This window comes from Xanthomonas sp. NCPPB 3442 (genome assembly GCF_056725145.1).
The window spans coordinates 3,271,773-3,296,456 of record NZ_CM161514.1; the positions used below are offsets into that span (position 1 = coordinate 3,271,773).

Below are 24,684 nucleotides of genomic sequence, written 5' to 3' on the forward strand. Positions count from 1 at the left end.
AACTAAAGAGGAATCGGCCCCCGATTATAGAGGTCGGATCGGTATCATGAGCGTCCGTTGCACTGGAAACCGCCATGTTCAATCGCAATACCGGCATCGTGCTGCTGGTGGCCCTGGCCGCTGGCCTGGGGATGTTGCTGGGCCAGAAGTTCCTTGGCGGCGCGCCCAGTTCGCCATGGCCGCCCACCAAGACCATCACCTTTTATCCGCAGCCGCGCCCGCTGCCGCAATTCAGCCTGCGCCAGTCCGACGGCACCCAGCTGGTGCCCGGCGAACTCAAGGGGCATTGGACGCTGGTGTTTCTGGGCTTCACGTTCTGCCCCGATGTCTGCCCCACCACCTTGACCGATCTGGCAGTGGCGCAACAGCAATGGGAAAGCATTCCCGATGGCCTGCGCCCGCGCGTGCTGTTCGTGTCGGTGGACCCGCAGCGCGATCCGCCCGCGCGCCTGGGCGAGTACGCACATGCCTTCCACAAGGACACCCTGGCCGCCACGGCGGACGTGCCGGCGTTGGAGCGCTTCGCCACCGCGCTGGGCTTCGTGTTCCAGAAGGTCCCGGGCAAAGGCTATGCGCAAAATCCCAACGACTACAGCATGGACCACTCCGCCGGCATTGCCGTGCTCGATCCGCAAGGCCGCCTGGCCGGGCTGATCCGCCCCCCGCTCGATCCGAAGGCGATTGCCGCCGACCTCCAACAGCTGACCAAGGTAACCGCTCCGTGAGTCTTGTCACTTCCCTGACCTACGTGCTGCCGCACCGGTTGCTGTCCTCGCTGGCGCGCGCGCTGGCCTACTCGGATAGACCCGCCACCAAGCAGTGGTTGATCGACACGGTCACACGCAAGTTCGGCGTGGACCTGAGCGAGGCACAGGAGCCGGATCCGCGCGCCTATCCCACCTTCAATGCGTTCTTTACCCGCGCCTTGAAGCCCGGCGCACGCGTGCCGGATGCCGACCCGGCTGCGTTGCTGATGCCCGCCGACGGCCGCATCAGCCAGCTCGGCCCGATCGAGAACGGCCGCATTTTCCAGGCCAAGGGGCAGTCGTTCACTGCTGCAGAATTGCTTGGCGACGAGGCCGCGGCGGCGCCGTTCAACGACGGCCTGTTCGCCACCGTGTATCTGTCGCCCAAGGACTACCACCGCGTGCATATGCCGTGGACCGGCACCCTGCGCGAGACCGTGCACGTGCCAGGGCGGCTGTTCAGCGTGGGCCCGGACGCCGTACGCAACGTGCCGCGCCTGTTCGCGCGCAACGAGCGGCTGGTCTGCCACTTCGACACCGATTTCGGCCCGATGGCCTCGGTGATGGTAGGTGCGCTGCTGGTGTCCGGCGTGGAGACGGTCTGGAGCGGCGTGGAGATTCCGCGCTATGGCGACCGCATCACGCGCAAGGACTACCGCGGCAAGGGCATCGTGCTGGAGAAGTTCGCGGAGATGGCCAGGTTCAATTACGGCTCGACCGTCATCGTGTTGCTGCCGCCGGGTGTGACCACGCTCGATGGCAGACTTGCGGCCGAAACATCGGTTCGTCTTGGCCAGGCACTCGCGCGTCGTCAGTGAAGTGCAACGCTGCCCTCGTAGGAGCGGACCTGGCCGCGACCAGGCGTTTCCGGTGATACGCCGCCCCTACGCGCACGCCATCCTGCTCAGCCTCGGATGAAGAACATCCGGCATAAAACGGGCTGTTTGGATGGTTTGGTTGCGACCGGGTCCGCTCCCACGGCAACCACCAGGCTTGTCGTGCGCTCGCTGCCAACGTAGCAGCGAACCTGGCCGCGACGAGGCCTTCCCCACAAGGCCTCGCACCCCCGCGCACCGTTTTCCAACCTTCGACTGACGACACGCTGCGCGTGCCGGGGCTACCGGAACGGCTTTGGCACAGCCTGGCCTGCCCCACGCCAGCGGGTTCAGGCCGATGCGCACCGCCGTTTGAAGGGTGCGGACATCAGCAACGCTCCACCAGCGCCCGGTTCAGCGATCGCACCCCGCCAACCTGATGCTCTGCCCCGGCTTGAGCGCATACGACGGCGCTTTCAAGCCGTTGGCCTTGGCCAGCTCCTTGATCTCGCATTGGTACTTCTGCGCGACGCGACCGAGCGTGTCGCCCTTGGCGATGGTGTAGCTGCGCACCTGCTTTGCCTTGGGCTTGGCCACTGCCGGCTGTCCGGTGGCGACGGTGGTCGGGACGCCGGCCATCTGGCTGACATCGCCCACCGCCACGCTGGGCACGTACTCGGGCGCGCTGCTGCTGCGCACGATTGCGCTGTTGAGATCGGCAGTGATCAGGGTGCGCGCCAGATCCGCACGCGGGCCATTGACGCAGTAACGGGTGTAGAGGTTGACGATGCGGTTGGTGGCATTGATGACCGTGCCGGCCGGAATCCAGCCATCGGATTCGTAACGTGGGTTGAGATTGCGCAACGCACGCATGTAGCCGTCGCGTGTGCCCATGCTGCCTAGGCAGATGGTGAGTTCGTAGATGGTGGTCGACTTGGCCAGCTTGAGCGTGGCCGGCTGCGCATCGAGCTTGGGAAAGTCCACCCCGTATTGACGCGGGTGCAGGAAGATCCACGCCGCCGCGATCACCATTGGCACGTAGTCCTTGGTTTCGGCCGGGAACTGGTTATAGACGTCCTGGTCCCAGAAGCCGCGCCCGCCGCTCTGCGCGAACACGCGCGCGGCACGGCCTTCGCCACCGTTGTAGGCGGCCAGTGCCAGTTCGATGCTGCGGTTGAGTCCGGCCATGCGTTCGTTGAGGTAGGCGGCGCTGGCTTCGGCGGCGCTGCGTGCATCGAAGCGGGTGTCGAAGCCGGTGCCGTCCGGGCCCAGCCCGAAGCGACGTCCGGTGGCGGGCATGAACTGCATCAACCCGGCGGCACCAGCGCGCGAGCTGGCATGCACCTTGCCGTTGGATTCCTTGGCCATGATGCCGAACAGCAGCGCTTCTGGAAGGCCGCGCTTCTGCCATTCCGGCCACATCACGCCGCGCAGGTTGCTGTAGTTCTCGTAGCTGGTCAGCAGCGCCGGGCGCATATCGGTGAGCCAGCGCCGGATACCGGCCTGCACGGCCGGGTTGTACTGCACCATCTTGTCGAATTCGTGGCGCTGGTCGTTGAGCAGCGTGGCGGCACGCGCGGCCTCGGGCACGCCGTTCGACGCCGGGCCCAGATGGTCCGGGTCGGCTTGCAGCAGCGTGTCGTCGTCTTCCGGATCTTCGGCGGCCGGCGCCTCGGCATCGGCGCGCGCCTTGAGCAGGCGCTTGTAGGTGGCCAACTGATTGGACACCAGGCAACCACGCTGCTTGATGCAGGCGTCGATGATGTCTTCCATGTCCTCCAGCGCAGCATCGCCTTCGGCAGTGCCCTTGGGGTCGGAGTTGTTCACCAGCACCAGCGCATCGCGATAGCGCCTTTCGGCGGCGGCCATGCGCGCATCGAGCGCGGCGGCCTTCTCCGTGTCGCGTTTGGAGATGGCGTGGGCGGCGGGGACGACAGACATCAGCGCCACCACAGCCAGGACAGGCCATGGGCGCAAACCAAAATGAGCGAGCGGCATCGTAGGCAGTACAGCGGAAAGGCAGGCAGGGTAGCTGCCGGGGCAACATCGGGGCAAGGCAGCGAGGCCACCGGGGTCAGTGGGCCGTTAGCTTGGTGGGCGCGGTCGATGCGTGCAGTACCTGCAAACCGGCGCACCGACGCGAACGATCGAGTGCGTCTGCGGCTGCCGCGCGGCGTGCGTGCGTCGCCCGTTCGACCCAGCCTGCCTGCCAGGATCTGCCGCGTTGCCGGTTGGCATTGCCCGCTGGGATTGCCCGCTAGAATCGGCCCTTTCCTACCGGATCAGCGCAATGGCCTCGTTCCTGCTCGGCAAAGGCGTCACCGACGACATCCCTGTAGTGCTGGAAGGACGCTTCGGCAACCGCCACGGGCTGGTGGCCGGCGCCACCGGGACCGGCAAGACCGTGAGCTTGATGACGCTGGCCGAAGGCTTCTCGCGGCTGGGCGTTCCGGTGTTCCTGGCGGACGTGAAAGGCGATGTCGCCGGCCTGGCCGTGGCTGGCGATGGCGCGCCCGGCGTGCTGCAGCGCGCCAACGATTTGGGCATGACCGACTACGCCCCGGCCGCCAACCCGGTGGTGTTCTGGGACCTGTATGGCCAGATGGGGCACCCGGTACGTACGACGGTCAGCGAGATGGGCCCCACCCTGCTCGCCCGGATTCTGGAACTCAACGACACCCAGTCCGGCGTACTCGACATCGTGTTCAAGCTGGCCGACGACCGCGGCTTGCTGCTGCTGGACCTGGACGACCTGCGCGCGCTGCTCGCGCTGGTGGTCGAAGAGCGCAAGGAGCTCTCCACCAGTTACGGACTGGTGTCCAGCCAATCGGTTGCCGCCATCCAGCGCGCCTTGCTGCGTTTGTCCCAGGACGGCGGCGAACAGTTCTTCGGTGAGCCTGCGCTGGAGCTGGCCGAACTGATGCGCGTCGCGCCGGATGGCCGTGGCGTGATCGGCATCCTGGCTGCCAACCAATTGGTGCTCAAGCCGAAGCTGTATTCCACCTTTCTGCTGTGGCTGCTGTCGGAACTGTTCGAACGCTTGCCCGAAGTGGGCGACCTGGAACAACCCAAACTGGTGTTCGTCTTCGACGAGGCGCACCTGCTGTTCGACGATGCGCCGGCGGCGCTGGTGCAGCGCATCGAGCAGGTGGTGCGCCTCATTCGTTCCAAGGGCGTGGGCGTGTATTTCTGCTCGCAGTTTCCCGACGACATTCCCGACAATATCCTTGGCCAGCTCGGCAACCGCGTGCAGCACGCGTTGCGCGCCTACACGCCGCGCGACCAGAAGGCGGTCAAGACTGCCGCGCAGACCTTCGTCGGCAATCCCAAGCTCGATGTCGCCACCGCCATCTCCAGCCTGGGCACCGGCGAGGCGCTGGTGTCGCCGCTGCAGGGCAAGGGCGTGCCGGCGCCGGTACAGCAGACGTTGATCGCACCGCCGCGCTGCCGCATGGGCGCCATCAGCGAAACCGAACGCGCGCAGGTGCGCGCGGCAAGCCCGGTCGGCACCCGCTACGACACCGCGATCAACCGCGAATCGGCTGCCGAACTGCTGGCGCGCCGCGTCGAACAGGCCGCCGAACACAACGCAGCCCCACCTGCCCGCACTCGCGAAGATGACGACGCGCACGACAGCGGCTTCGGTCAGGCGGTCAAGGACGCGGTCTTCGGCACCCGCCGCCGCCAGGGCATGCTGGAAGCGATGGCCAAGCAGACCTCGCGCACGGTGGGCAACAAGATCGGGCAGCAGATCGTGCGCGGCATCTTCGGTAGCATTTTTGGCGGGAAGCGATGATCTGCTTGATCGTCGCTGCCACGTCTCGATGGCACCGTCGCCGTGAAGGGCTACCGCGTGTTGGCGTGAACGGACTCCAACACGCCATGCAACTTGGCGTACTGCAACAGCATGATGGTCTTGGCATCGGCGATCTGCCCTGAGCCGATCATCGCCAGCGCTGCATCCAGTGACAGCTCCAGCACTTCGATCTCTTCGCCGTCTTCTTCGAGTCCGCCGCCGCCGCTGACCTTGTCGCCGTCGACGTATTCGCCGACGAAAAAGTACAGGCGCTCGGTGACCGAGCCAGGACTCATGAAGGCCTCGAATACCTTGCGCACGTTGTCGATCCGGTAGCCGGTTTCCTCTTCGGTTTCCTTGCGGATGCAGGTCAGCGCATCGTCCTGGTCGAGCAGGCCGGCACAGGCTTCGATCAACATGCCATCCGGGTTGCCATTGAGCAGCGTCGGCAGGCGGAACTGGCGGGTGAGCATCACCGTCTGCTTGGCGCGGCTGTACAGCAGAATGGTGGCGCCATTGCCACGATCGTAGGCCTCGCGCGACAAGGTCTGCCAGCGGCCGTCCTTGCGCTGGAAATCGAACGTGACCTTGCGCAGCACATACCAATTGTCCGAGAGCACATCGATGCTGCGGATGCGGACCTGCGGGTTGCCGGTGGCAGAGGGAATCAAGCGACACTCCTTGTGGTGCAAGCGAGCAGTGCCACGGTTGCGGCGCGCACGGTCGCTCGTAGGGCCGCGAGAGTGCGGCGGGCCACCATTTTACCTGTCGCTCAGCTGGCACCTCAGGCAGTCACGCACGCACCGCGTCGGCGGTCTGCCGATGCGCTTAGGGTGATGTCTGACACAGCATGCTTCGATGTAGGGCCGGCACTGACGCACGGCCTGGCCAGCAGTCTCCAGACCATGCCCGCAACATGTCGCCGGTCGCTGGCGATCCGGGTTCGCCGGCTTGCCCTCCCCCAATTGCGCAGCGACACGCGGCCCCGCACAATCCCTTCACATCACACGCCTGGGGAGCGTCATGGAAGACCGTTTTCGCGCACGCAAGGTGGCCGCGCAGGCTGCGCCTGCACCGTTCTGGACCCGCATTCCCGCCATCGCCACCTACCCGCTGCGTGGCTCTGCGCTGTATGCGCTGATCGCATTGACGCTGTGCAGCGCCTTGCTGGTGCTGCCGGGCATCCTGAAACTGATGATTGCCGGTGTGCTGGGCATGGCGACCTATACCTATGCCTTCGACATTCTGCGCCACACCGCCGATGGCCAGACCGATGCGCCACGCCTGGGCTATAACAGCTTCGACAGCGCGGTACTGCGCCTGATCCTGCTGGCCGTCGCGCTGGGCATCGTGATCGGCGTAGGAGCCGTGATCGCCGGCCCGTTCGGCCTGACCATCGCCTATCTGGGCACCATGCTGCTGCTGCCTGGCATGCTGATCTCGCTGGCCATCGACGGCAGCCTGCGCCGCGCGCTCAACCCCGCCGTCTCCATCGACATGGCGCTACGGATCGGCTGGCCGTATCTGGCCGCCTACGGCCTGCTCTACGTGATCCAGGGCAGCGGCACGGCAGCGGTCTTCTTCGCTACCAAATACCTACCGCCGCTCGTGCGCGAAGCGACGGTCATGGTGACCTCGATCTGGACGCTGTTCGCCAGCTTTCACCTGCTGGGGTATCTGGTGTACCAGTACCACGAGGAGCTGGGCTATGTGCCCAGTGGCGCGGATGCGCACGAACGCAGCGACCCGGACCAGCGCCTGCTCGACGAAGCGGAACAGTACGTGCGCGACGGGCATTCCGACGAAGCCTTTCAGGCCCTGCGCGGTGCGGTGCGCTCGCGCGCGGTGAGCCTGGCGGTGCACGAGCTGTATCAGCGCCTGTTGCGCCAACACCATCGCAACGACGAGCTGCGCGAACACACTCGCCAATACATCAATCGCCTGTTGCAGGAAAAGCAGGAACGGCGTGCACTCGTGCTGCAGCGCGAAGCGCTGGACATCGACCCCACGTTTACGCCGCTGACGCCCGAGCAGGCCAACCTGCTGGCCGAGCGCGCAAGGATGGCCGGGCAGTTCCAACTGGTCACCGATGGCCTGCTGGCCGCCATTGCTGCGTGGCCGCGCGACCCGATGCTGCCTGCTTGGTCGCTGGACGCCGGCGTGCTGCTGGCCGAGCGCTTCGGGCGCGATGATCAGGCGCGCGCCGTATTGCAGAACGCAAAGGATCGCTGCGACGACGAAGCACTGCGCGCGAAGCTGGACGCGGCACTGAAAGCGGTGACGATTCAGCCGGCGTGATCGGCTGAGGAACCGTTCTGCAGGTTCCAGGTAGACAGATTCCCATCAAGCTCCGACCCATGCATGCCAGCCAGCGCGACCGGCCCTTGCCCGCCCGGCGCCGCGCGGTCAAAGAGCATGCGTTGGGCAGAAACCGCTCAACCGTTTTCGAGCAAAAAGCGCGCTTTGTTGGCCTGTCCCTGCTCTGGAAACTGATCCAGCAGCTGGCGCAGCAAGCGCGTGCGCTGCGCACCGTCCTGCAGCTCACCGTGACGCAAGGCAAGCACGAACCATTGTTGGGCCAATTCATCGCGCGGCGTACTCAACTCGCTCTCCTTCAATAGACGCTCGGCATCGGCCAACAGGCCGTTACGCATGCATGCAGCGATCAGCGCCATGCGCGCCGTCGGGCTGCAGGCAATCCTGGCCTTACTGAGTTCGGCGGCAACTGCCAGCTGGATGCGTGTCTGTTCGGCGCTATGGGTCTGCAGGGCCAGCAGCGTCTCGGCATGGCGCAGGCTGTCCTGGCTGCGCCCTGCATGACGCGCAGCGCGATAGCGCGCAAGCGCAACCTCCAGATTGTGCGGCTGCTCGCTCGCCAACTCCGCCAGCAAATGTTCGGCCTCGGCGTTTTCCATCCGGCCCAGGTGGCGCTGCGCACGCTCCCAGCGATCGTCCACCGCAACCGCGTCGCCCTCCTGCATAAATTCTGGCCGAGTTTGTCGCAGCACCACCAGCAAGGCGCCCAGCAACGCACCGCTCACCAGTCCGCCGGCATGCGCCTCGAAGGCGACTGCGCCGTCGTCGCTGGATGCCAGGCTATACAACTCCCAGCCCAGCCACAGCGGCAACAGCAGGATCGCAGGCCCGCGCACGTAATTGAAGACGACGAAAAACCAATAGAAAAAACGCACCCTGCGCCTGCCCCAGACCACGCAGAACGCACCCATCAGCGCGGCGATGGCACCGGAGGCACCCAGACCGCCACCGGGCTCGCCCCAGCGCCACCACAAGCTGGCCAGGCTGGCGCCGAATCCGCCGAGCAGATACAGCACCAGGAACCAGCCACTGCCGATGGCGCCTTCCAGCAAGGTACCCAAGGCAAGCAGGAACAGCATGTTGCCCAGCAAATGATCGAAGCTGCCGTGCAGGAACGTGGCAGTCAGCATGCGCGCTGGCGACCATTCGGAACTGCGCTGCACATGGCGCAGCGTAAATATCCTGGACAGCCGCGTGTCGTAAGGCGCACGCAATGCGCGCCACTCGCGCAGACGCGCGTCGTCGTTGAACAACGTGCCGCTGCGCAGGGCGTGTTCGAAGGCGACATCGTGCATCGTCAGGTGCGCCAGATACGCGATGCGTTGCGGTTTAGGCACGCTGTCCAATTTTGCCTGGCGTGCCGCGCGCAACTTGGCGTTGGCGGTCTGCTGCAGGTAGCGCGCATGCGCATCGGCCTCCAGCGCGCCCAAGCCGGAGTGCACGTAGTAGTGCACGGCGCTCTCGACCAGGCTGTCGTCCTTGCGCTGGTAGCCCAGGTAGACCGCCACATTGATCAGCACCAGCAGCAGCGTCACCCAGGGGATGTTCTGTCGCGACCAGGGTTTGTGCAGCGGCATGATCAGCATGACAACATCCGTGTCTTAAGAATGGCGGAAAGCTTCGCTGTGCGGCGGCAGATGCGCAAGCACGTCATGCGCGCTAGCATCGCGACCCCGCCGTTGGAAACTGCCTGCCCCATGAGCCGCTGGCGCCCGCCTGCCGAGAAAAGCACTGCGCTGATCACGCCCGAAGGCCATGCCCGCCTCAAGGCCGAGCTGGACGACTTGTGGCGCGTGCGGCGGCCCGAAGTGGTCCGTGCCCTTGCGGCGGCCGCCGCCGAAGGCGACCGCTCTGAAAATGCGGAATACACCTATCGCAAGAAGCAGCTCGGTGAAATCGATCGGCGTGTACGCTATCTGAGCAAGCGGCTGGAAGCGCTGCGCGTGGTGGACACCGCACCCACCGACGCGAACGCGGTGTTCTTCGGCGCACAGGTGGAACTGGAAGATGCCGACAGCGGCGAGTTGCTGCGCTACCGCATCGTCGGCCCGGACGAAACCGATGCCGGACGCGGCTGGATCAGCATCGATTCGCCGCTGGCGCGCGCACTGCTGAAAAAGCGCGTGGACGACGAATTCGACGCGCACTTGCCGGCCGGCAAGCACACGTTTGTGGTGGTGTCGGTGCAGTACGTGCCGCTGTAAGGGATATACAGCGCGCGAAGCGATTCTGGCGCCGTGTATCGGCAACGGCGGTGATCGAGGCACAGAGAACCGAACACCCAGTGCCCCAGGACTGCCGCGTGACCTGCTGATACGCTCGCGCCCCGGCCACCCTCATGCGGCGATGTCATGCCCACAGGCGATGTTGGTGCGCAGCGCGTCGTGCCGGGGGCGGCTGCGCGTCGCCAGCCTCGTCGCGCTCAGGCACGCTCCTACGGCTTGGCGTGCCCACCGCGGCATGTACGCCGACGGTTCGGCACAGTCGGGAGCGCCGACGCCATCGGCCAGCCGGCATCCTGCTGCGGCTAAACGATCTGCAGGTTCAATGTCCGCCCTGGCTGCTGCACCGCAGGGCCAGACGGCAATGCATCGCCAAACAGATCGTGCTCGTCGCTGTCGGTGATTTCCACATCGACCAGATCGCCCACCTTCAAGCCGAGCTCGCCGCCGTTCTGGATATGCACCAGCCCATCGATTTCCGGCGCATCGGCACGCGAGCGGGCCACCGCGATGTCGTCTTCGATCACATCCACCAGGCACTGCTGCACGCTGCCGATCTTGGATTCCAGGCGCAACGCAGAGATTTGCGCCTGCTTGGCCATGAAGCGCGCCAGGCGCTCGTGTTTCACTTCTTCGGGCACCTGATCCGGCAATGCGTTGGCGCTGGCGCCATCGACCGGCGAATACGCAAACGCACCGACGCGGTCCAGCTGCGCCTGATCCAGGAAGTCCAGCAAGGATTCGAATTCGGCATCGGTTTCGCCGGGGAAACCAACGATGAAGGTCGAGCGCACGGTGATCTCCGGGCACATCGCCTTCCAGCGCTGCACGCGCTCCAGGGTTTTTTCCACCGCGCCCGGGCGCTTCATCAACTTGAGGATGCGCGGGCTGGCGTGCTGGAACGGGATGTCCAGATACGGCAGCAGCCTGCCTTCGGCCATCAGCCCAATCACATCGTCCACGTGCGGATACGGGTACACGTAATGCAGGCGCGTCCACACGCCCAGCTCCGACAACCCCTCGCACAGCGCCTTCATGCGGGTCTGGTACATGCGGTCGCGCCACGGACGCTCGGCGTACTTCAGGTCCACGCCATAGGCCGAGGTGTCCTGCGACACCACCAGCAATTCCTTGACGCCACCGCGCACCAACCGCTCGGCTTCGCGCAGCACCTCATCGACCGGACGCGAGACCAGATCGCCGCGCATCGAGGGAATGATGCAGAAGCTGCACCGGTGATTGCAGCCTTCGGAAATCTTCAAGTAAGCGTAATGGCGCGGGGTCAGCTTGATGCCGTAGTCCGGCACCAGATCCACGAACGGGTCGTGACGCGGCGGCAACGCGGCGTGCACTGCCTCCATGACGCTCTGGTAGTCCTGCGGGCCGGATACTGCCAGCACCTGCGGATACGCCTCACGAATCTGCTCCGGGCGCTTGCCCAGGCAGCCGGTGACGATGACCTTGCCGTTGGCGTTCATCGCTTCGCCGATCGCGTCCAGCGATTCGGTCACTGCCGAATCGATGAAGCCGCAGGTATTGACCACCACCACATCGGCAGCGTCGTAGCTGGGCACGATGTCGTACCCCTCCACGCGCAGCTGGGTGAGGATGCGTTCGGAATCGACGAGCGCCTTCGGGCAGCCAAGGCTGACGAAGCCGACTTTAGGGTTCAGCTGGGACATGGAAGCAGGAGCCTGGGAAGCGGAGCGGCATGGGGCCTGAGCGGGTCAATTATAGCGGCGCGGGGGCGACGCTCTGAACCGCATGCCGCGCAAGCGGGGTCATCTTAGCGGAACCCTCACCTTCGCCCCCGCCGATCCGTTCGATAATGCGCGCCTCCCCGGACTGCAGCAGGAGTTTCCATGGGTCACTGGACCACGCTCGACACCCCCGACGGCCAGGTTGCCGCCTGGCACGCCACACCCGCTTCCAGCCCGCGCGGCGGCCTGGTGGTGATTCAAGAAATCTTCGGCGTCAACGAACATATCCGCGCAGTGGCCGACGACTACGCCGCACGCGGCTATGAGGTGCTGGCACCGGCCTTTTTCGACCTGGAAGAAAAGGACGTGCAGTTGCCGTACGACCAGCAGAGCCTGCAGCGGGGCCTGGCGCTGGCCAACGCGGTCGGCCTGGAGCGCGCCGTGGAGGTGGTGAAATCTGCCGCCACCCTGCTCACCCGCGCCGGCAAGGTCGGTACGGTGGGCTACTGCTGGGGCGGCTCCGTCGCGCTGCTGTCGGCCATTCGCCTGGGGCTGCCGTCGGTCAGCTACTACGGCGGCCGCAACACCCAGCTGCTGGACGAAACCCCCAAGGCGCCGGTGATGTTCCACTTCGGCGAGCGCGATGCCAGCATTCCGCCCGAGGCGATCCAGGCCCATCGCGAGAAGCTGCCGCAGATGGAAACCTTCGTTTACCCGGCCGGGCACGCCTTCAACCGCAGCATCGACCCCACCCACTACGACGCCGACAGTGCCGAGCGCGCACTGGAGCGCACCCTGGGCTTCTTCGCGGCGCACCTGGGATGAGCGACACCGCACCGGACAGGCCTGCGGGCGACTTCCAGCTCGACCCGCGCCTGGCGGCCGATAGTGTGTTCGTGGCCGACGGGCCGCTGTCGCAGGTGCGGCTGATGGACGACACCCGCTTCCCGTGGCTGGTGCTGGTGCCACGGGTGGCCGATGTCAGTGAATGGATCGATCTGGATGGCGGCCAGCAGCGTTTGTTGCTGGCCGAAATCAACCAGCTCTCGCAGTTGCTGCGCGCCGAACCCGGGGTGGGCAAGCTCAATATCGGCGCGCTGGGCAACATCGTGCGGCAGCTGCATGTGCATCTGGTCGGCCGCCACCCCGGCGATGCCGCCTGGCCCGGGCCCGTCTGGGGCAGCGGCAGTGCGCAGCGCTTTGCGGCCGAGGCGTTGCAGCAGCATGTCGCGGCGTGGGCGCAACGGCTACGATAGGCACCTGTCTTTCAACCAGTCTCCCGCATGAAATCCAATGTCGTCGCCGCGCTGATCCTGATCCTCGTCGGCCTGCTGTTTCTGGCCAACAACCTGGGCTGGACCAATCTCAGTATCGGTCGCTTGATCGCCACCTGGTGGCCGGCCGCACTGGTTGCGTGCGGAATTGGCATGCTGTTCGGGCGCGGGAAGTAGGTCGGGCGGGGATTCGGGAGTCGGGATTGGCGAATCGCAGCAGCGGTATCTGGCTGCTAATGGCTCTAACGACCTATCTTCTGCGGTGGCATGCAGCAGCTTCCTTCTCCCCTGGGGACATTGTCCTCCTTTATGGGGGAGAAGGTGCCCCGAAGGGGCGGATGAGGGTACGGGCGAAGCCTCGTGCATTTACCGACGGCTAGTCTGAGCTGGCACTTCCGGCCCCGCCCCACATAACCGAACACTGACAGCCCAGACCCGCGTCGCCTGCCCTGATCACGCATCACCGCACTTGAGGCACTCACTGGCGATGCAACATGACGACTGTCATCCGCAACTGTTGACTTCCGGCACCTGATTGACGGGCGCATCGAGCGCAGCATGGCCTCACACCAACCGAGGATGTCGCCATGAACTACCGTCTGATTCCTGCCCTGTTCCTGATCGTCCTGGGCGCGTTGTTTCTGCTGGACAATCTGGGATTGGCGCATATGGATGTGGGCAACCTGATCGCGACCTGGTGGCCGGTGTTCCTGATCGCCGCCGGTGTGCGCCAATTGCTGCGCTACCGCGAGAAGGCGGCCGCGACCTGCTGAAGGCCACGGCCGCGCCACCTCATCAGGTCCGCGGCAGGGTCACGCCGGTCTGGCCCTGGTACTTGCCGCCGCGGTCCTTGTACGAGGTTTCGCACACTTCGTCGGACTGGAAAAACAGCATCTGCGCCACGCCTTCGTTGGCATAGATGCGCGCCGGCAGCGGCGTGGTATTGCTGAATTCCAGGGTCACGTGGCCTTCCCACTCCGGCTCCAGCGGGGTCACGTTGACGATGATGCCGCAACGTGCGTAGGTGCTCTTGCCCAGGCATACCACCAGCGTGTCGCGCGGGATGCGGAAATATTCCACCGTACGCGCCAGCGCGAAGCTGTTCGGCGGAATGATGCAGACATCCGATTCGATATCGACAAAGCTGCCGGGATCGAAGTGCTTCGGATCGACGATCGTCGAGTTGATGTTGGTAAAGACCTTGAACTCGCGCGAGCAGCGTACGTCGTACCCGTAGCTGGAAGTGCCGAAGCTGACGATGCGCTGCCCGGCAGCATCGTGCTTGACCTGGCCGGGTTCGAACGGCTCGATCATCGCGTGCTGTTCGGCCATGCGCTTGATCCAGCGGTCGCTCTTGATGCTCATGCGTGTTCCTTGAAGACGGAAGGCGGCGGGCCGAGCGGCCCGCGCGAAGACGGCGAATTCTACCAGCGGCCGGCATCGCCGGCCCGATGCGCTACAGCAGGGATGCAGAGATCGGGATGCTGGCGCGTGGGCGCTTGCCCAGTTCCTCGGCAAGCCGCGTCGCCGCCGCTAGGTAGGCCTTGGCTGCCACCGACTCTGGCGCGGCCACCACAACCGGCTGGCCGGCATCGCCTTGCTCACGGATTGCGATCTCCAGCGGCAACGACCCCAGCAACGGCACGCCGTACTGCGCCGCCATGCGCTCACAGCCGCCTTCGCCGAACAGATGCTCGCGGTGGCCGCAGTTGCCGCAGGTATGCACCGCCATGTTCTCGACGATGCCGAGCACCGGCACCTCGACCTTTTCGAACATCTTCAAGGCCTTGCGCGCGTCCAGCGTGGCGATGTCCTGCGGCGTGGTGACGATGACCGCACCGGCCACCGGAATCTTCTGCGACAGGGTCAACTGGATGTCGCCGGTGCCCGGCGGCAGGTCGATCAGCAGATAGTCCAGGTCGTCCCACAGGGTGTCGTTGAACAACTGGGTCAGCGCGGACGTCGCCATCGGCCCGCGCCAGATCATGGGGGTGTCCTGGTCGACCAACAGGCCGATCGACATCGCCTCGATCCCGAACGCACGCAGCGGTTCGATCGACTTATTGTCCGGGCTATCCGGCCGCCCGCTCAGGCCCAGCATTGCCGGCACGCTGGGGCCGTAGATATCGGCATCCAGCACGCCGACGCGCGCGCCCAACCGATGCAGCGCCAGTGCCAGATTCACCGCAGTGGTGGACTTGCCCACGCCGCCCTTGCCCGACCCCACCGCAATCACATTGCGGATGCGCGGATGCGGCGCCAACGTGCCCTGCACCGCGTGCGCGGCGATTCTGCGTTCGCCCGTCATGCGCCAACCGCCTGCGCAACCGCGCGCGTCGCCAAGAAACCACTTTTCGCCATCGTGTTCATCGCCTACCCGGGTTGTCGTGTGCTACCGCGAGCGACTCAAGCATCGCCTTGCGCCGCATCGAAGAGGGCGTGAGTGTACCGGCTCGATCAGACGCAGCCGCCCTGTTTGCCAACGCGACACAGACGCACGTGTAGCTCGCACGTGACATTCACTGGCAAATTTCGCAGAGATGGACACAAGATTAAAGAATTGTTACGGTCGAAAATCGGTTCAGCTGGCGCTCAGCGAACCCAACTGTGCAAGTCGAATCCCAGCAAGGAATCCGCGAAATCATGTCGAGCAGTACCTCGCAACGCACCCGTCGCCATCGCCTCAGCACTGCACTTTTCGGCGTACTAGCCGCCTCTGCGGGCAATGCTGCCGCCCAATCCGAAAATGGCGTCGCGCCTGATACGACCGATCTGGACAAGGTCACCGTCACCGGATCGCGCATTGCGCGTACCGGCTTTGTCACGCCCTCGCCCGTGACGGCCATCAGCGCCGAAGAAATCCGCGCCACCGGTGCGACCACCATCAGCGACCTGATGGCGCGTATGCCGGCACTGGCACCGAGCTACACGCTGGGCAATTCCACCCGCTTCATCGGCACCGCCGGCCTGGGCCTGCTCGACCTGCGCGGCATGGGCGTGGATCGCACGCTGGTGCTGGTCAACGGGCGTCGCCACGTAGGCTCAAGCCCAGGCTCGACTGCGGTGGACGTCAACACCATTCCGGTGGAATGGGTCGAGCGCGTGGAAGTCATCACCGGCGGCGCATCGGCGGTGTATGGCGCCGACGCGGTGGCCGGCGTGGTCAACTTCATCCTCAAGAAATCCTTCACCGGTTTCGAAACGCGCGCGCAGACCGGCCTGGCCGACGAAGGCAACTACAACCGCTCATTTGCCAGCTTTTCTGCCGGTACCGATTTCGCAGGCGGTCGCGGCAACATCGCGGTGTCCGGCGAATACAGCAAACAAGATCGTTTCGGTCGCGGCAACCGCGCCATCGGCCGCGAGTATCTGGTGAGTGTGCCCAACCCCGGTTTCGACCCCACCCGTCCGCCGAGCGAAAGCAATCCGCAAAACGTGCTCAGCGGCCCCGGTGGCAATCATTCGACCTCCTACGGCGGCACCTTCAATCTGGGCACGTTCGATTTCCGTAACCCGGCAAGCTACGGCAACCGCTATCTGTTCAACGACGACGGCAGCTTCCGGCGCAACCGTTACGACGGCACCGTGGTGAGCAACACCTCGTGCGTGGACTGCGATTTCGTCGACCTCAATGCGGTAGCCGACCTGCAGCCGGGCTTCGACCGCAAAAGCGTCAACACCATGATCAACTTCGAGATCAGCGAAAACCATCGCGTGTTCTTCGAAGGCAAGTACAGCGAAACCGATTCGGAATTCTTCGGCCAACCGGCATTCGACAGCTCGCTGCGCGTGCGCCGCCAGAACCCGTACGTCAGCCCCGAGCTCGGCGCCCTGATGGATTCGCGCGGCGCCACGCAGATCCTGATGAACCGCTTCAACGTCGATGCCGGCCGCCGCGGCGAAAACATCGAACGCAAGACCTACCGCGCGGTTCTCGGCGCCGAAGGCAACCTGACCGACAACTGGACCTACGATGTGTCTGCCAATTACGGCAAGACCACGGTGGACCGCCTCAACCTCAACAACCGCATCAATGAACGTTGGCAGGCCGGCATCGACGCCGCACGCGATGCCAGCGGCAACATCGTCTGCCGCACCACGCTGGATCCGACTGCGGTCAACCCCAACACCGGCCGCGTGTACTCGGCGCTGGCCCGCGAAGGTTGCGTGCCCTTCAGTGTCTTCGGTAACGGCGCGGTCACTCCGGAAGCGGCTGCATGGTTCAACACCACCGCGCGCTCGCAAGCCAAGATCCAGCAGACCGTATTCAGCGCCTCGGTGGCCAACAGCAACATGCTGTCGCTGCCGGCGGGCGACATCGGTTTCGCTGGCGGCGTGGAATACCGCAAGGAACAGAGCGAGGAAGTCACCGACCCGTTGGCTGCGTCGGGCGCGACCTTCCTCAACGCCATCCCGAACAGTGGCGGCGACTACAGCGTCAAGGAAGTGTTCGTCGAAAGCACCATCCCGTTGCTGGCCGGCCTGCCGGGCGTGGATCGCTTGGCGCTGGACGTTGCAGGGCGCTATTCGGACTACAGCAGTATCGGCTCGACCAAGACTTGGAATATCGGTCTTGACTGGACCATTATCCCGTCGCTGCGGTTGCGTGGCACGCTGGCACAGGCCGTGCGCGCACCCAGCATTGGCGAGCTGTACGACTCGCAGAGCGAAAACTTCGCCACCATCAACGACCCCTGCAATTACCTGCCCACCAATATCAACCGTCCCGGCACCGCCGGCGATGTGGCGTTGCGTCAGGCCAACTGCAGCGCGCTGGGGATTCCGGTGGGCTGGATCGACACCTTTACCTCCACGCGTCCCGGCGTGAGCGGCGGCAATCCGGAGCTCAAGCCGGAGCGCGCGCGTAGCCTCTCGTACGGTTTGGTGTGGCAGCCGGAATTCTTCGAAGGATTCGGCATGTCGATCGACTATTGGCGCATCGACCTGCGCGATGCCATCGGCACGGTGACCGCCGAAACCAACGCCACCCGTTGCGTGGACAACCCCGGCGGTATCGGCAACAGTTTTTGCGGCTTCGTGCAGCGCGCCCCGCTCGGCGGCTTCACCGACCCGCAGGGCCGCATCTATCCAGAGCACAGCATCATCGGGTGGCAGGCGCTCAACGAAAACCTCGCCCGTTCGCGTCGCGTGGGCGTGGATCTGGAAATGGACTACCGCTTCCAGATCGGCGGAGGCAATACCGTGCTGCGGTTCGTCGGCACCCGCCTGATCCAGTCGCGCGAATGGGTGTTCCAGGACTTCCCGGCCGAATACGACGAGTACGTGACCTACGTGACCGACCCGCGCTGGCGTGCGCAGTTCCAGACCAAGTACAACTGGAACGAGTGGCGCGCGTCGTGGGACATGAACTATGTGGACGGCAACCTGCGGGTGACACCAGAGAGCTATAACAGCAACCCTGGCTCGGCCAGCCCGATCAAGAACGGCTCGTACGTCTATCACAACTTCCAGTTCGGCTATCAATTCCCCGGCTCGAAGATCGACGTATACCTGGGCATCGACAACGCCTTCGACAAGGATCCGCCGCGCAACTACTTCGGCTCGGATTTCACCTCTGCGCTGTACGACAACGTGGGCCGGTTCTTCTACCTGGGCACGACAGTGCGATTCTGATGGCCTCACGCGTGTAGAAAGAGCCCCGCTTGTCGGGGCTTTTTTTGCGGTCTGGCAACGCGATGGATCATCACTCGCTGCGCAGACCACCCAACAACCTTCGAACACGCCGATTACATCAGGCAATCTGTATCGAACGTAACCATTAACTCACAAGCGCCGCTCCAGGTCGTTTGCCTACGTGTGCAATACAACGCCACTTTGTGCCTAATTCCTCATTTCCGATGCGGATTTGGGTTATTTCATTAACAAATCGTGTCAGACGCTTGCACTCGGTAGCAGGCATTCATTACGTTCGGGTTAAGGCCATCTGACTCCCCGATGACCGCCCTATCCCAACTCCAGTTGAAAGGTCCGGAATGAGCAATCAGTTTCGTCGCCAAGTCCTCAAACGCACCGCTCTCGCCGTCGTGCTCGGTGCTTGCCTAACCAACGGCGCGGTCTACGCGCAAAGCACCACCGGCAGCATTTACGGCAGCGCCCCGTCTGAAGCCGGCAGCACGATCGTCGTGCAGAGCGACACCGGGCTCAGCCGCACCATTACGGTGGATGCCAATGGCCGCTACAACCTCGGCTCGCTGCCGGTGGGCGCCTACACCGTCACCCTGAAGCGCGGCGACCAGGTCGTCGACACCCGCAAGAACGTGCAGTTGCGCGTTGGCTCAGGCACTGAAGTGTCCTTCGCCGGCGCGGCCGCATCGGGCAGCAACGCCGATGCAACCACGCTCGGCGCGATCACCGTTACCGCCGCCAACGCACCGAAGATCGATGTCAGCTCGACCAGCTCGCGCTCGGTCATTACCTCCGAGCAGCTGGCCACCTTGCCGCTGGGGCGTAGCGCCGAAGCGATTGCGTTGCTTGCGCCGGGAGCGGTATCGGGCGCAGGCGCATTCAACAATGGCTCGCGCTCGGTGGTGTCTTTCGGTGGCTCGGGCGTCACCGAAAACGCTTACTACATTAACGGTTTCAACGTTAGCAACCCATTGAGCAACCTCGGCGGTGTGAGCTTGCCGTACGGCGCGATCGACCAGCAGGAAACTTATACCGGCGGTTACAGCGCCAAGTACGGCCGCTCGACCGGCGGCGTGATTAACCAGTTGGGCAAACGCGGCACCAACGAATGGCACTTCGGCTTTCAGTCTGTTTGGGAGCCCAAGTCACTATCCAGCTCACGCGGTGATGTCTGGTATCCGGATGCAGCATTGCCGGCTGGATATGAGTACGACACCCCAGACCAGCCTGGAACACTTTATCGCTCAGGCAAAGATAACAAACAAACTCGCACAGTCTATAGCGCCTATGCTGGCGGCCCTCTGATTGAAGACCGCCTTTTCATTTTTGTCGCTGGCGAAGCGGAGAAAGTCGAAGGAATCAACACTAACGCGAGCAACGCGAGTATCCAAGCCCGCAATAACTACGAATACAGCACGCCGAAGTTCTACGGAAAACTCGATTGGAATATCAACGATAGCAATATTTTGGAATACACACGCGTCGAAAACACTGATCGACGCGGGGGATATTACACTGCATTCGATTATGACGGCCTGGTCAGTGGCGATCGAACAGGAACTTACCCAGACACTTTCAAAATCAAAGACAGCTACGACATCTTTAAATACACAGGGTATTTGACGGATGATTTGACGCTGAACGCCACCTGGGGCCGGAGCACACAACATAACCAACAGTTCAATCCATTCATCTCGGACCTCCCATTTCTTGGCAGTGTAACCAGCCAAAATCCCGCTCTGAATGGCGGCACCCCGATTCGTAATAACCAGGCAACGAACCGTGCTAAGGCTGATGATCCAATCAACAAGACACGAAGCCTGCGTCTAGAACTCAACTACCGGTTAGGCGACCACGACGTCACCGCAGGCGTGGACAACATGTATTTCAACGCCTACGACGAAGGGGTTCGCACCACTGGCCCTGGATATCAGTGGATCTATGGACGTGCGCTTACCGAGCAAACACCTGTACGCCCCGGCTTAGGGGTCGGCGCTCCTGGTGCAGGCTCAAATGGATTTTATGCCCAACAACGCATCTTCACCACGACCACGAGTATGGCGGTCGAACAGAAAGCGTACTATCTGGAGGATCGATGGCAGGTCAGCGACAAGTGGCTGCTGACGCTTGGTATCCGAAACGACAAGTTCACGAATTTTAATAGCGATCATGTTCCCTATGTAGATAGTGGCGACCAATGGGCCCCTCGCCTCGGTGCGAGCTGGGATGTATTCGGCGATTCTTCATTGAAAATTTTCGCCAATCTTGGCCGATACTACCTTGCGCTACCCAACAGCGTCGCCATCCGCGGAGCTTCAGCGTCGACATATACAGATCAGTACTTCACCTATACGGGTATCGATGCGAATGGCGAACCGACCGGCTTGACGCCTTTTGGACCGGGGCCGGTGTCTGCCAATGGCGAGTTCGGCCAGGCGCCAAACCCGGGTGCCTTTGCGCCAAGCGACCTGAAATCACAGTATCAGGACGAGTTGATCCTTGGCTTTGAGAAGACGATTGGCGAGAGCTGGAATTCGGGGGCGAAGGCGACTTATCGCCGACTGGAAGCAGCGATCGACGATGTCTGCGACATGCATAATGATGACTACAACGCGCGCGGCGACTTGAAACTTGCCGCACAGGGCATCGACCCAAGAACCATCGACATCCCCTATTGCGTTATTTTCAATCCCGGAAAAACCAACACTTACAATCTGGCAAATCGGGATGGCTCTGGCTTTACGCAACTGCAAATGTCGCAGTCCGATTGGGGTTTTACCGACAAGGCCAAACGCAGTTACATTGCCGTCGATCTTTTCTTGGAGCATCCGTTCGATGAAAAGTGGTACGGCCGCATCGACTACACTTGGTCACACAGCTATGGGAATACAGAAGGCCAAGTAAAATCCGATATTGGTCAGGCCGATGTCTCCAAGACACAGGATTGGGATGCTGCAGCATTGATGTATTACGCTGGCGGCAGCTTGGCGAATGATCGTCGCCATCAACTCAAGGCATTTGGTGCGTACCAAATCACGCCAGAATGGATGGCCTCGGCGACATTGCGTGTCATGTCAGGCACTCCGATTTCTTGCCTTGGGTACTTCAACGATCCCCAAGATCCAGATCCCATCAATTACGGATCGGCCTATCACTATTGTGGTGGTCAGCCCTCGAGACCAGGAGATGCTGGTCGTACACCCTGGATCAAAAACTTGGATCTAGGCGTGACCTATCGTCCTTCTTTTGCTGAGCACAAGCTGGCGTTTGGCTTACAGGTCTTCAACGTACTCAATGATCGGGCGGTCACTCGTGTCGACGGCGTGTACGAAACCGACCCGGGACTAATTTCAAACACATACGGGATCGGCCTGGAAAACTATAGCTACAACACTCCGCGCTACGTGCGCCTATCAGCATCTTACGATTTCTAATCGCACCCACCGGAAGCGTCAGGTCGACGCTTCCGGTATTTTTTATGCTCTTCAGATAGCCTGTCTTGATACCGGCCGCAATGGGTTGCTAGCCGAAAACGCAACGTCAACTCTTTTTTCCTAGACGACAAGACAGCAGATCATTTAGGCAAAAGGGTGTCTTCCAGCTTGCAACCGGACCTACAAATCGATAAGGAGTAAAGAGTGCACCCCCCGCCTCAGGGAATGGGGCAGAACAAGGAGATGGTTGATGAAAGCAGCAATTTGGGCCGCTATCTTTGCGGCGTTTAGTGCAGTTACTGTCGCCCAAGATGCAAGCGCGGCGACTCAATATGGTCGTACCTGGATGTGGTTCGACGCCAACGAAAATCTTGTTGGTCAAAGCATTCTGTACTGCAGCAATCAGACAGAACATCAAGGTACGACATCGACAGAAAAGCGCGTCGTCATCGTTTACGCGTGCGACACACGTGAAGCCACCTCGATCACCTACTCTGGGCTGTCGCCTCAGTTGCGCTCTGACTTCTGCGATACGTGGGGACAGGGCATGTGCGACAGCGGCCCGTGGCCAAACGGCTATTTGACCAGCCCATGGCAGCGCGGCTTGTACAACTAACCACCGCTAGCCTGCAAGGCGGCGCTATCTTATGCGCTTGGAGCGAAACGCTGGCCTGATGATCTTCAAGTGCCTCTGGAGCAGCCTGATGTGGGCGGGCGGTACAATTGAGCAAACTTCGCCGAGCTAGACCATCGGCAAGAGATGCGCTGACTGCAGAGCACTACGATAGCGTTGTTACGAGAAAGTATCAGAATGCTCTCGGGCCCTGACTCCAGGGCCTTTTTTTGTCGCAAGCGCATCGAAAGATACTGTATGCATGGCTCACCCACCCAAAATCACCTGCGCCGCGTTATGCCCAGGCGCACCCGTCACACCTCCACCGGGATGGGTCCCGGATCCACACAGATACAACCCCGGCACCGCGCCGCGATAGGCACCCTGCCCCAGTAGGGGGCGTGCGCTGAACAGCTGATTGAGGCTGAGGGCGCCGTGAAAGATATCGCCTCCAACCAGGCCGAAAATGCGTTCCAGATCGAGCGGGCTGAGGATCTGCCGGCCCAGGACCGATGCCGCGAATCCGGGCGCGTAGCGCTCGACCGTTGCGATCATCAGATCGGCCACCTCGTCGCGATAATCGTCCCACTGCCCGCCATCGGGCAGTTGCGGTGCCACGTGCTGGCAGAACAGGCTGGCGACATGCTGACCAGGCGGCGCAAGGGTGTCGTCCAGGGTGCTGGGAATGAGCAGTTCGACCACGGGCTCACGCGACCATCCCAACGCGCGCGCGTCGTGCCAGGCGCGGTCCATGTAGTCCAGGCTCGGTGCCAGGATGATGCCGGCGGTCAGGTGATCGCCGTCGCCGGGCAACGCGGTGAAGTCCGGCAGGCGCGAGAGTGCGACATTCATGCGGAAGGTGCCCGACCCGCAGCGGTAATGGGCAATACGTTCGCGCGTTGTCGCAGGCACGTCGCCTGGCCGCATCAGGCGCTGATACAGCAGTTTCGGGTTGACGTTGGCCACGATCGCGCGGGCGTGGATCGTCTCACCGCCGGTCGTGACGACACCGACTGCACGCCCCTGCTCCACCAACACGCGCTCCACCACGCAGCCGGTACGGATTTGCACGCCGTGTTCGCGCGCGCTGGCGGCCATGGCTTGGGTGATCGCACCCATGCCACCGATGGCGTGGCCCCATGCCCCCTTGACCCCGTTGCTCTGCCCGAACACGTGGTGCAACAACACGTATGCGGTACCCGGCGTGTGGGGACTGGCGTAATTGCCGACAATGCCATCGAAGCCGAACAAGGCCTTGATCGGCGCGCTTTCGAACCAGCGATCCAGATATTCGGCCGCTGAAATCGTAAACAGGTCCAACAGCTCCTGGCGCAGTGTCAGCGGCAGGCCCTGCAACTGCAGCCCGAGCTTGCCTGCCCGCCATAGCTGCGGCAATGCCTGTAGCCAGCCGCCATCGGTGACATCAGGCGGTGGCTGCAAGGCCAGCGCACGCAATACGTCGGCCAACTGCTCCAACCGCGCTTCGTAGGCGGGCAATGCGGCCGCATCCCGCGCTGAAAACCTGGCAACTTCCTGTGCCGTGCGCCCTGCCCCGGCAAGCAAATAGTCACCGTTCGGCAACGGCAGAAAATTGTTGAGACGTCGCGGCACCACGTGCAGGCCATGGCGCTCCAGTGCGAGATCGGCGATGACCTTGGGTTGCAGCAACGACACCGTGTACGCCGCCACCGAATTGCGGAAACCTGGATGAAACTCCTCGGTCACCGCCGCACCGCCAACCACGTCGCGCGCTTCCAACACCAGCACCCTTTTACCAGCCTTGGCCAGATAGGCAGCGCACACCAGCCCGTTGTGGCCGGCGCCGATGATCAGTGCATCCAGGGGTTCAGAGGCGACGGGCATGCACTGGTATATAGCACCGCTCATCTGCGCCCACCATCTGTCAACGGCAGCGTATGAGCCTGCCCGCCGCTAACAATGCAGCACTGCGGCGGCGCGCGCAGGTGGTAGGCGAAGAACGGTCGCTGCACAGTGCCGCTAGTGGTTGCCAGCAAGTGCCCCGCTGGGTGATTCGGGGGTGACCACGCCGACACCTCCAGCCGACAGCTGCAGGTTGTGTGACATCGACAATACCGCCGTTGCCTACTGGCCATGGCGGGCC

The 24,684-nt window shown here is 63.2% G+C and carries 19 protein-coding genes; 12 read left to right on the forward strand and 7 right to left on the reverse strand.

Translation table 11 applies throughout. The features are described 5' to 3' along the window. The first annotated feature begins 74 nt into the window (after positions 1-74). Positions 75-725 carry an SCO family protein gene (locus AC1POX_RS14170; RefSeq protein WP_008577518.1) on the forward strand — a complete coding sequence of 217 codons (651 nt, stop codon included), beginning with the start codon at positions 75-77 and terminating at the stop codon, positions 723-725. Continuing rightward, the gene (asd, locus tag AC1POX_RS14175) at positions 722-1,564 is read left to right on the forward strand and encodes an archaetidylserine decarboxylase (RefSeq protein ID WP_046935101.1); all 843 of its coding nucleotides are present in this window, start codon (positions 722-724) and stop codon (positions 1,562-1,564) included. The genes AC1POX_RS14170 and asd overlap by 4 nt, the downstream gene beginning before the upstream one ends. Before the next feature lie 411 nt (positions 1,565-1,975). On the opposite strand, the gene AC1POX_RS14180 is transcribed toward asd, so the two are convergent. Continuing rightward, complete coding sequence (locus tag AC1POX_RS14180; RefSeq protein ID WP_218505865.1) at positions 1,976-3,559, reverse strand: transglycosylase SLT domain-containing protein; 1,584 nt, start codon at positions 3,557-3,559, stop codon at positions 1,976-1,978. Positions 3,560-3,851: 292 nt separating this feature from the next. Here AC1POX_RS14180 and AC1POX_RS14185 point away from each other — a divergent pair, with 292 nt between their 5' ends. Continuing rightward, positions 3,852-5,357, forward strand: coding sequence for a helicase HerA-like domain-containing protein (locus AC1POX_RS14185; protein ID WP_209261205.1), 1,506 nt, complete (start codon positions 3,852-3,854; stop codon positions 5,355-5,357). 50 nt (positions 5,358-5,407) lie between these two features. Here AC1POX_RS14185 and AC1POX_RS14190 read toward each other — a convergent pair whose 3' ends face one another. After that, positions 5,408-6,028 (reverse strand): NUDIX domain-containing protein, encoded by a 621-nt coding sequence (locus tag AC1POX_RS14190; RefSeq protein WP_057681394.1) that lies wholly within the window; start codon positions 6,026-6,028, stop codon positions 5,408-5,410. 352 nt (positions 6,029-6,380) lie between these two features. On the opposite strand from AC1POX_RS14190, the gene AC1POX_RS14195 reads away from it, so the two are divergent. After that, on the forward strand, positions 6,381-7,655 hold the full coding sequence (locus AC1POX_RS14195; protein ID WP_372356301.1) for a hypothetical protein: 1,275 nt from the start codon (positions 6,381-6,383) through the stop codon (positions 7,653-7,655). Positions 7,656-7,792: 137 nt separating this feature from the next. Here the strand turns inward: AC1POX_RS14195 and AC1POX_RS14200 are convergent, their stop codons facing one another. Continuing rightward, positions 7,793-9,259, reverse strand: coding sequence for a rhomboid family intramembrane serine protease (locus AC1POX_RS14200; protein WP_029819763.1), 1,467 nt, complete (start codon positions 9,257-9,259; stop codon positions 7,793-7,795). A 111-nt stretch (positions 9,260-9,370) separates the two neighbouring features. On the opposite strand from AC1POX_RS14200, the gene greB reads away from it, so the two are divergent. Continuing rightward, positions 9,371-9,877, forward strand: coding sequence for a transcription elongation factor GreB (gene greB / locus AC1POX_RS14205; RefSeq protein ID WP_011347962.1), 507 nt, complete (start codon positions 9,371-9,373; stop codon positions 9,875-9,877). 323 nt (positions 9,878-10,200) lie between these two features. Here greB and rimO read toward each other — a convergent pair whose 3' ends face one another. After that, positions 10,201-11,577 carry a 30S ribosomal protein S12 methylthiotransferase RimO gene (gene rimO / locus AC1POX_RS14210; RefSeq protein WP_011347963.1) on the reverse strand — a complete coding sequence of 459 codons (1,377 nt, stop codon included), beginning with the start codon at positions 11,575-11,577 and terminating at the stop codon, positions 10,201-10,203. A 180-nt stretch (positions 11,578-11,757) separates the two neighbouring features. Between rimO and AC1POX_RS14215 the strand changes: the two genes are divergently transcribed. From AC1POX_RS14215 to AC1POX_RS14230, 4 genes are all read left to right on the forward strand, one after another. After that, on the forward strand, positions 11,758-12,420 hold the full coding sequence (locus tag AC1POX_RS14215; protein ID WP_011347964.1) for a dienelactone hydrolase family protein: 663 nt from the start codon (positions 11,758-11,760) through the stop codon (positions 12,418-12,420). Then, positions 12,417-12,851, forward strand: a complete 435-nt coding sequence (locus tag AC1POX_RS14220) for an HIT domain-containing protein (RefSeq protein ID WP_008577500.1) — start codon at positions 12,417-12,419, stop codon at positions 12,849-12,851. The genes AC1POX_RS14215 and AC1POX_RS14220 overlap by 4 nt, the downstream gene beginning before the upstream one ends. Positions 12,852-12,878: 27 nt before the next feature. Continuing rightward, on the forward strand, positions 12,879-13,046 hold the full coding sequence (locus AC1POX_RS14225; protein WP_008577498.1) for a LiaI-LiaF-like domain-containing protein: 168 nt from the start codon (positions 12,879-12,881) through the stop codon (positions 13,044-13,046). Between the two features lie 410 nt (positions 13,047-13,456). After that, the gene (locus AC1POX_RS14230; RefSeq protein WP_029819764.1) at positions 13,457-13,642 is read left to right on the forward strand and encodes a LiaI-LiaF-like domain-containing protein; all 186 of its coding nucleotides are present in this window, start codon (positions 13,457-13,459) and stop codon (positions 13,640-13,642) included. 22 nt (positions 13,643-13,664) lie between these two features. Here the strand turns inward: AC1POX_RS14230 and dcd are convergent, their stop codons facing one another. After that, entirely contained in the window at positions 13,665-14,234 is a 570-nt protein-coding gene (gene dcd, locus AC1POX_RS14235) for a dCTP deaminase (protein WP_008577495.1), read from the reverse strand. A 91-nt stretch (positions 14,235-14,325) separates the two neighbouring features. After that, a complete protein-coding gene (gene apbC, locus AC1POX_RS14240; protein ID WP_372356302.1) occupies positions 14,326-15,177 on the reverse strand; it encodes an iron-sulfur cluster carrier protein ApbC in 852 nt (283 codons plus the stop codon). Positions 15,178-15,512: 335 nt separating this feature from the next. On the opposite strand from apbC, the gene AC1POX_RS14245 reads away from it, so the two are divergent. From AC1POX_RS14245 to AC1POX_RS14255, 3 genes are all read left to right on the forward strand, one after another. Beyond that, a complete protein-coding gene (locus AC1POX_RS14245; RefSeq protein WP_338334138.1) occupies positions 15,513-18,503 on the forward strand; it encodes a TonB-dependent receptor plug domain-containing protein in 2,991 nt (996 codons plus the stop codon). A gap of 359 nt (positions 18,504-18,862) precedes the next feature. After that, complete coding sequence (locus AC1POX_RS14250) at positions 18,863-21,949, forward strand: TonB-dependent receptor (RefSeq protein WP_184419978.1); 3,087 nt, start codon at positions 18,863-18,865, stop codon at positions 21,947-21,949. A 250-nt stretch (positions 21,950-22,199) separates the two neighbouring features. Continuing rightward, complete coding sequence (locus tag AC1POX_RS14255) at positions 22,200-22,565, forward strand: DUF6289 family protein (RefSeq protein WP_184419977.1); 366 nt, start codon at positions 22,200-22,202, stop codon at positions 22,563-22,565. A gap of 264 nt (positions 22,566-22,829) precedes the next feature. On the opposite strand, the gene AC1POX_RS14260 is transcribed toward AC1POX_RS14255, so the two are convergent. Then, positions 22,830-24,425, reverse strand: a complete 1,596-nt coding sequence (locus tag AC1POX_RS14260; protein WP_338334139.1) for a phytoene desaturase family protein — start codon at positions 24,423-24,425, stop codon at positions 22,830-22,832. Between the last annotated feature and the right edge of the window lie 259 nt (positions 24,426-24,684).

Coding starts and splice junctions, on each gene's coding strand:
- AC1POX_RS14260 (WP_338334139.1), bottom strand. CDS start 24,425: ATGCCCGTCGCCTCTGAACCCCTGGATGCACTGATCATCGGCGCCGGC.
- AC1POX_RS14185 (WP_209261205.1), top strand. CDS start 3,852: ATGGCCTCGTTCCTGCTCGGCAAAGGCGTCACCGACGACATCCCTGTA.
- AC1POX_RS14230 (WP_029819764.1), top strand. CDS start 13,457: ATGAACTACCGTCTGATTCCTGCCCTGTTCCTGATCGTCCTGGGCGCG.
- apbC (WP_372356302.1), bottom strand. CDS start 15,177: ATGACGGGCGAACGCAGAATCGCCGCGCACGCGGTGCAGGGCACGTTG.
- AC1POX_RS14250 (WP_184419978.1), top strand. CDS start 18,863: ATGAGCAATCAGTTTCGTCGCCAAGTCCTCAAACGCACCGCTCTCGCC.
- AC1POX_RS14220 (WP_008577500.1), top strand. CDS start 12,417: ATGAGCGACACCGCACCGGACAGGCCTGCGGGCGACTTCCAGCTCGAC.
- dcd (WP_008577495.1), bottom strand. CDS start 14,234: ATGAGCATCAAGAGCGACCGCTGGATCAAGCGCATGGCCGAACAGCAC.
- AC1POX_RS14255 (WP_184419977.1), top strand. CDS start 22,200: ATGAAAGCAGCAATTTGGGCCGCTATCTTTGCGGCGTTTAGTGCAGTT.
- AC1POX_RS14180 (WP_218505865.1), bottom strand. CDS start 3,559: ATGCCGCTCGCTCATTTTGGTTTGCGCCCATGGCCTGTCCTGGCTGTG.
- AC1POX_RS14200 (WP_029819763.1), bottom strand. CDS start 9,259: ATGCTGATCATGCCGCTGCACAAACCCTGGTCGCGACAGAACATCCCC.
- AC1POX_RS14195 (WP_372356301.1), top strand. CDS start 6,381: ATGGAAGACCGTTTTCGCGCACGCAAGGTGGCCGCGCAGGCTGCGCCT.
- AC1POX_RS14225 (WP_008577498.1), top strand. CDS start 12,879: ATGAAATCCAATGTCGTCGCCGCGCTGATCCTGATCCTCGTCGGCCTG.
- rimO (WP_011347963.1), bottom strand. CDS start 11,577: ATGTCCCAGCTGAACCCTAAAGTCGGCTTCGTCAGCCTTGGCTGCCCG.
- AC1POX_RS14215 (WP_011347964.1), top strand. CDS start 11,758: ATGGGTCACTGGACCACGCTCGACACCCCCGACGGCCAGGTTGCCGCC.
- AC1POX_RS14170 (WP_008577518.1), top strand. CDS start 75: ATGTTCAATCGCAATACCGGCATCGTGCTGCTGGTGGCCCTGGCCGCT.
- AC1POX_RS14245 (WP_338334138.1), top strand. CDS start 15,513: ATGTCGAGCAGTACCTCGCAACGCACCCGTCGCCATCGCCTCAGCACT.
- greB (WP_011347962.1), top strand. CDS start 9,371: ATGAGCCGCTGGCGCCCGCCTGCCGAGAAAAGCACTGCGCTGATCACG.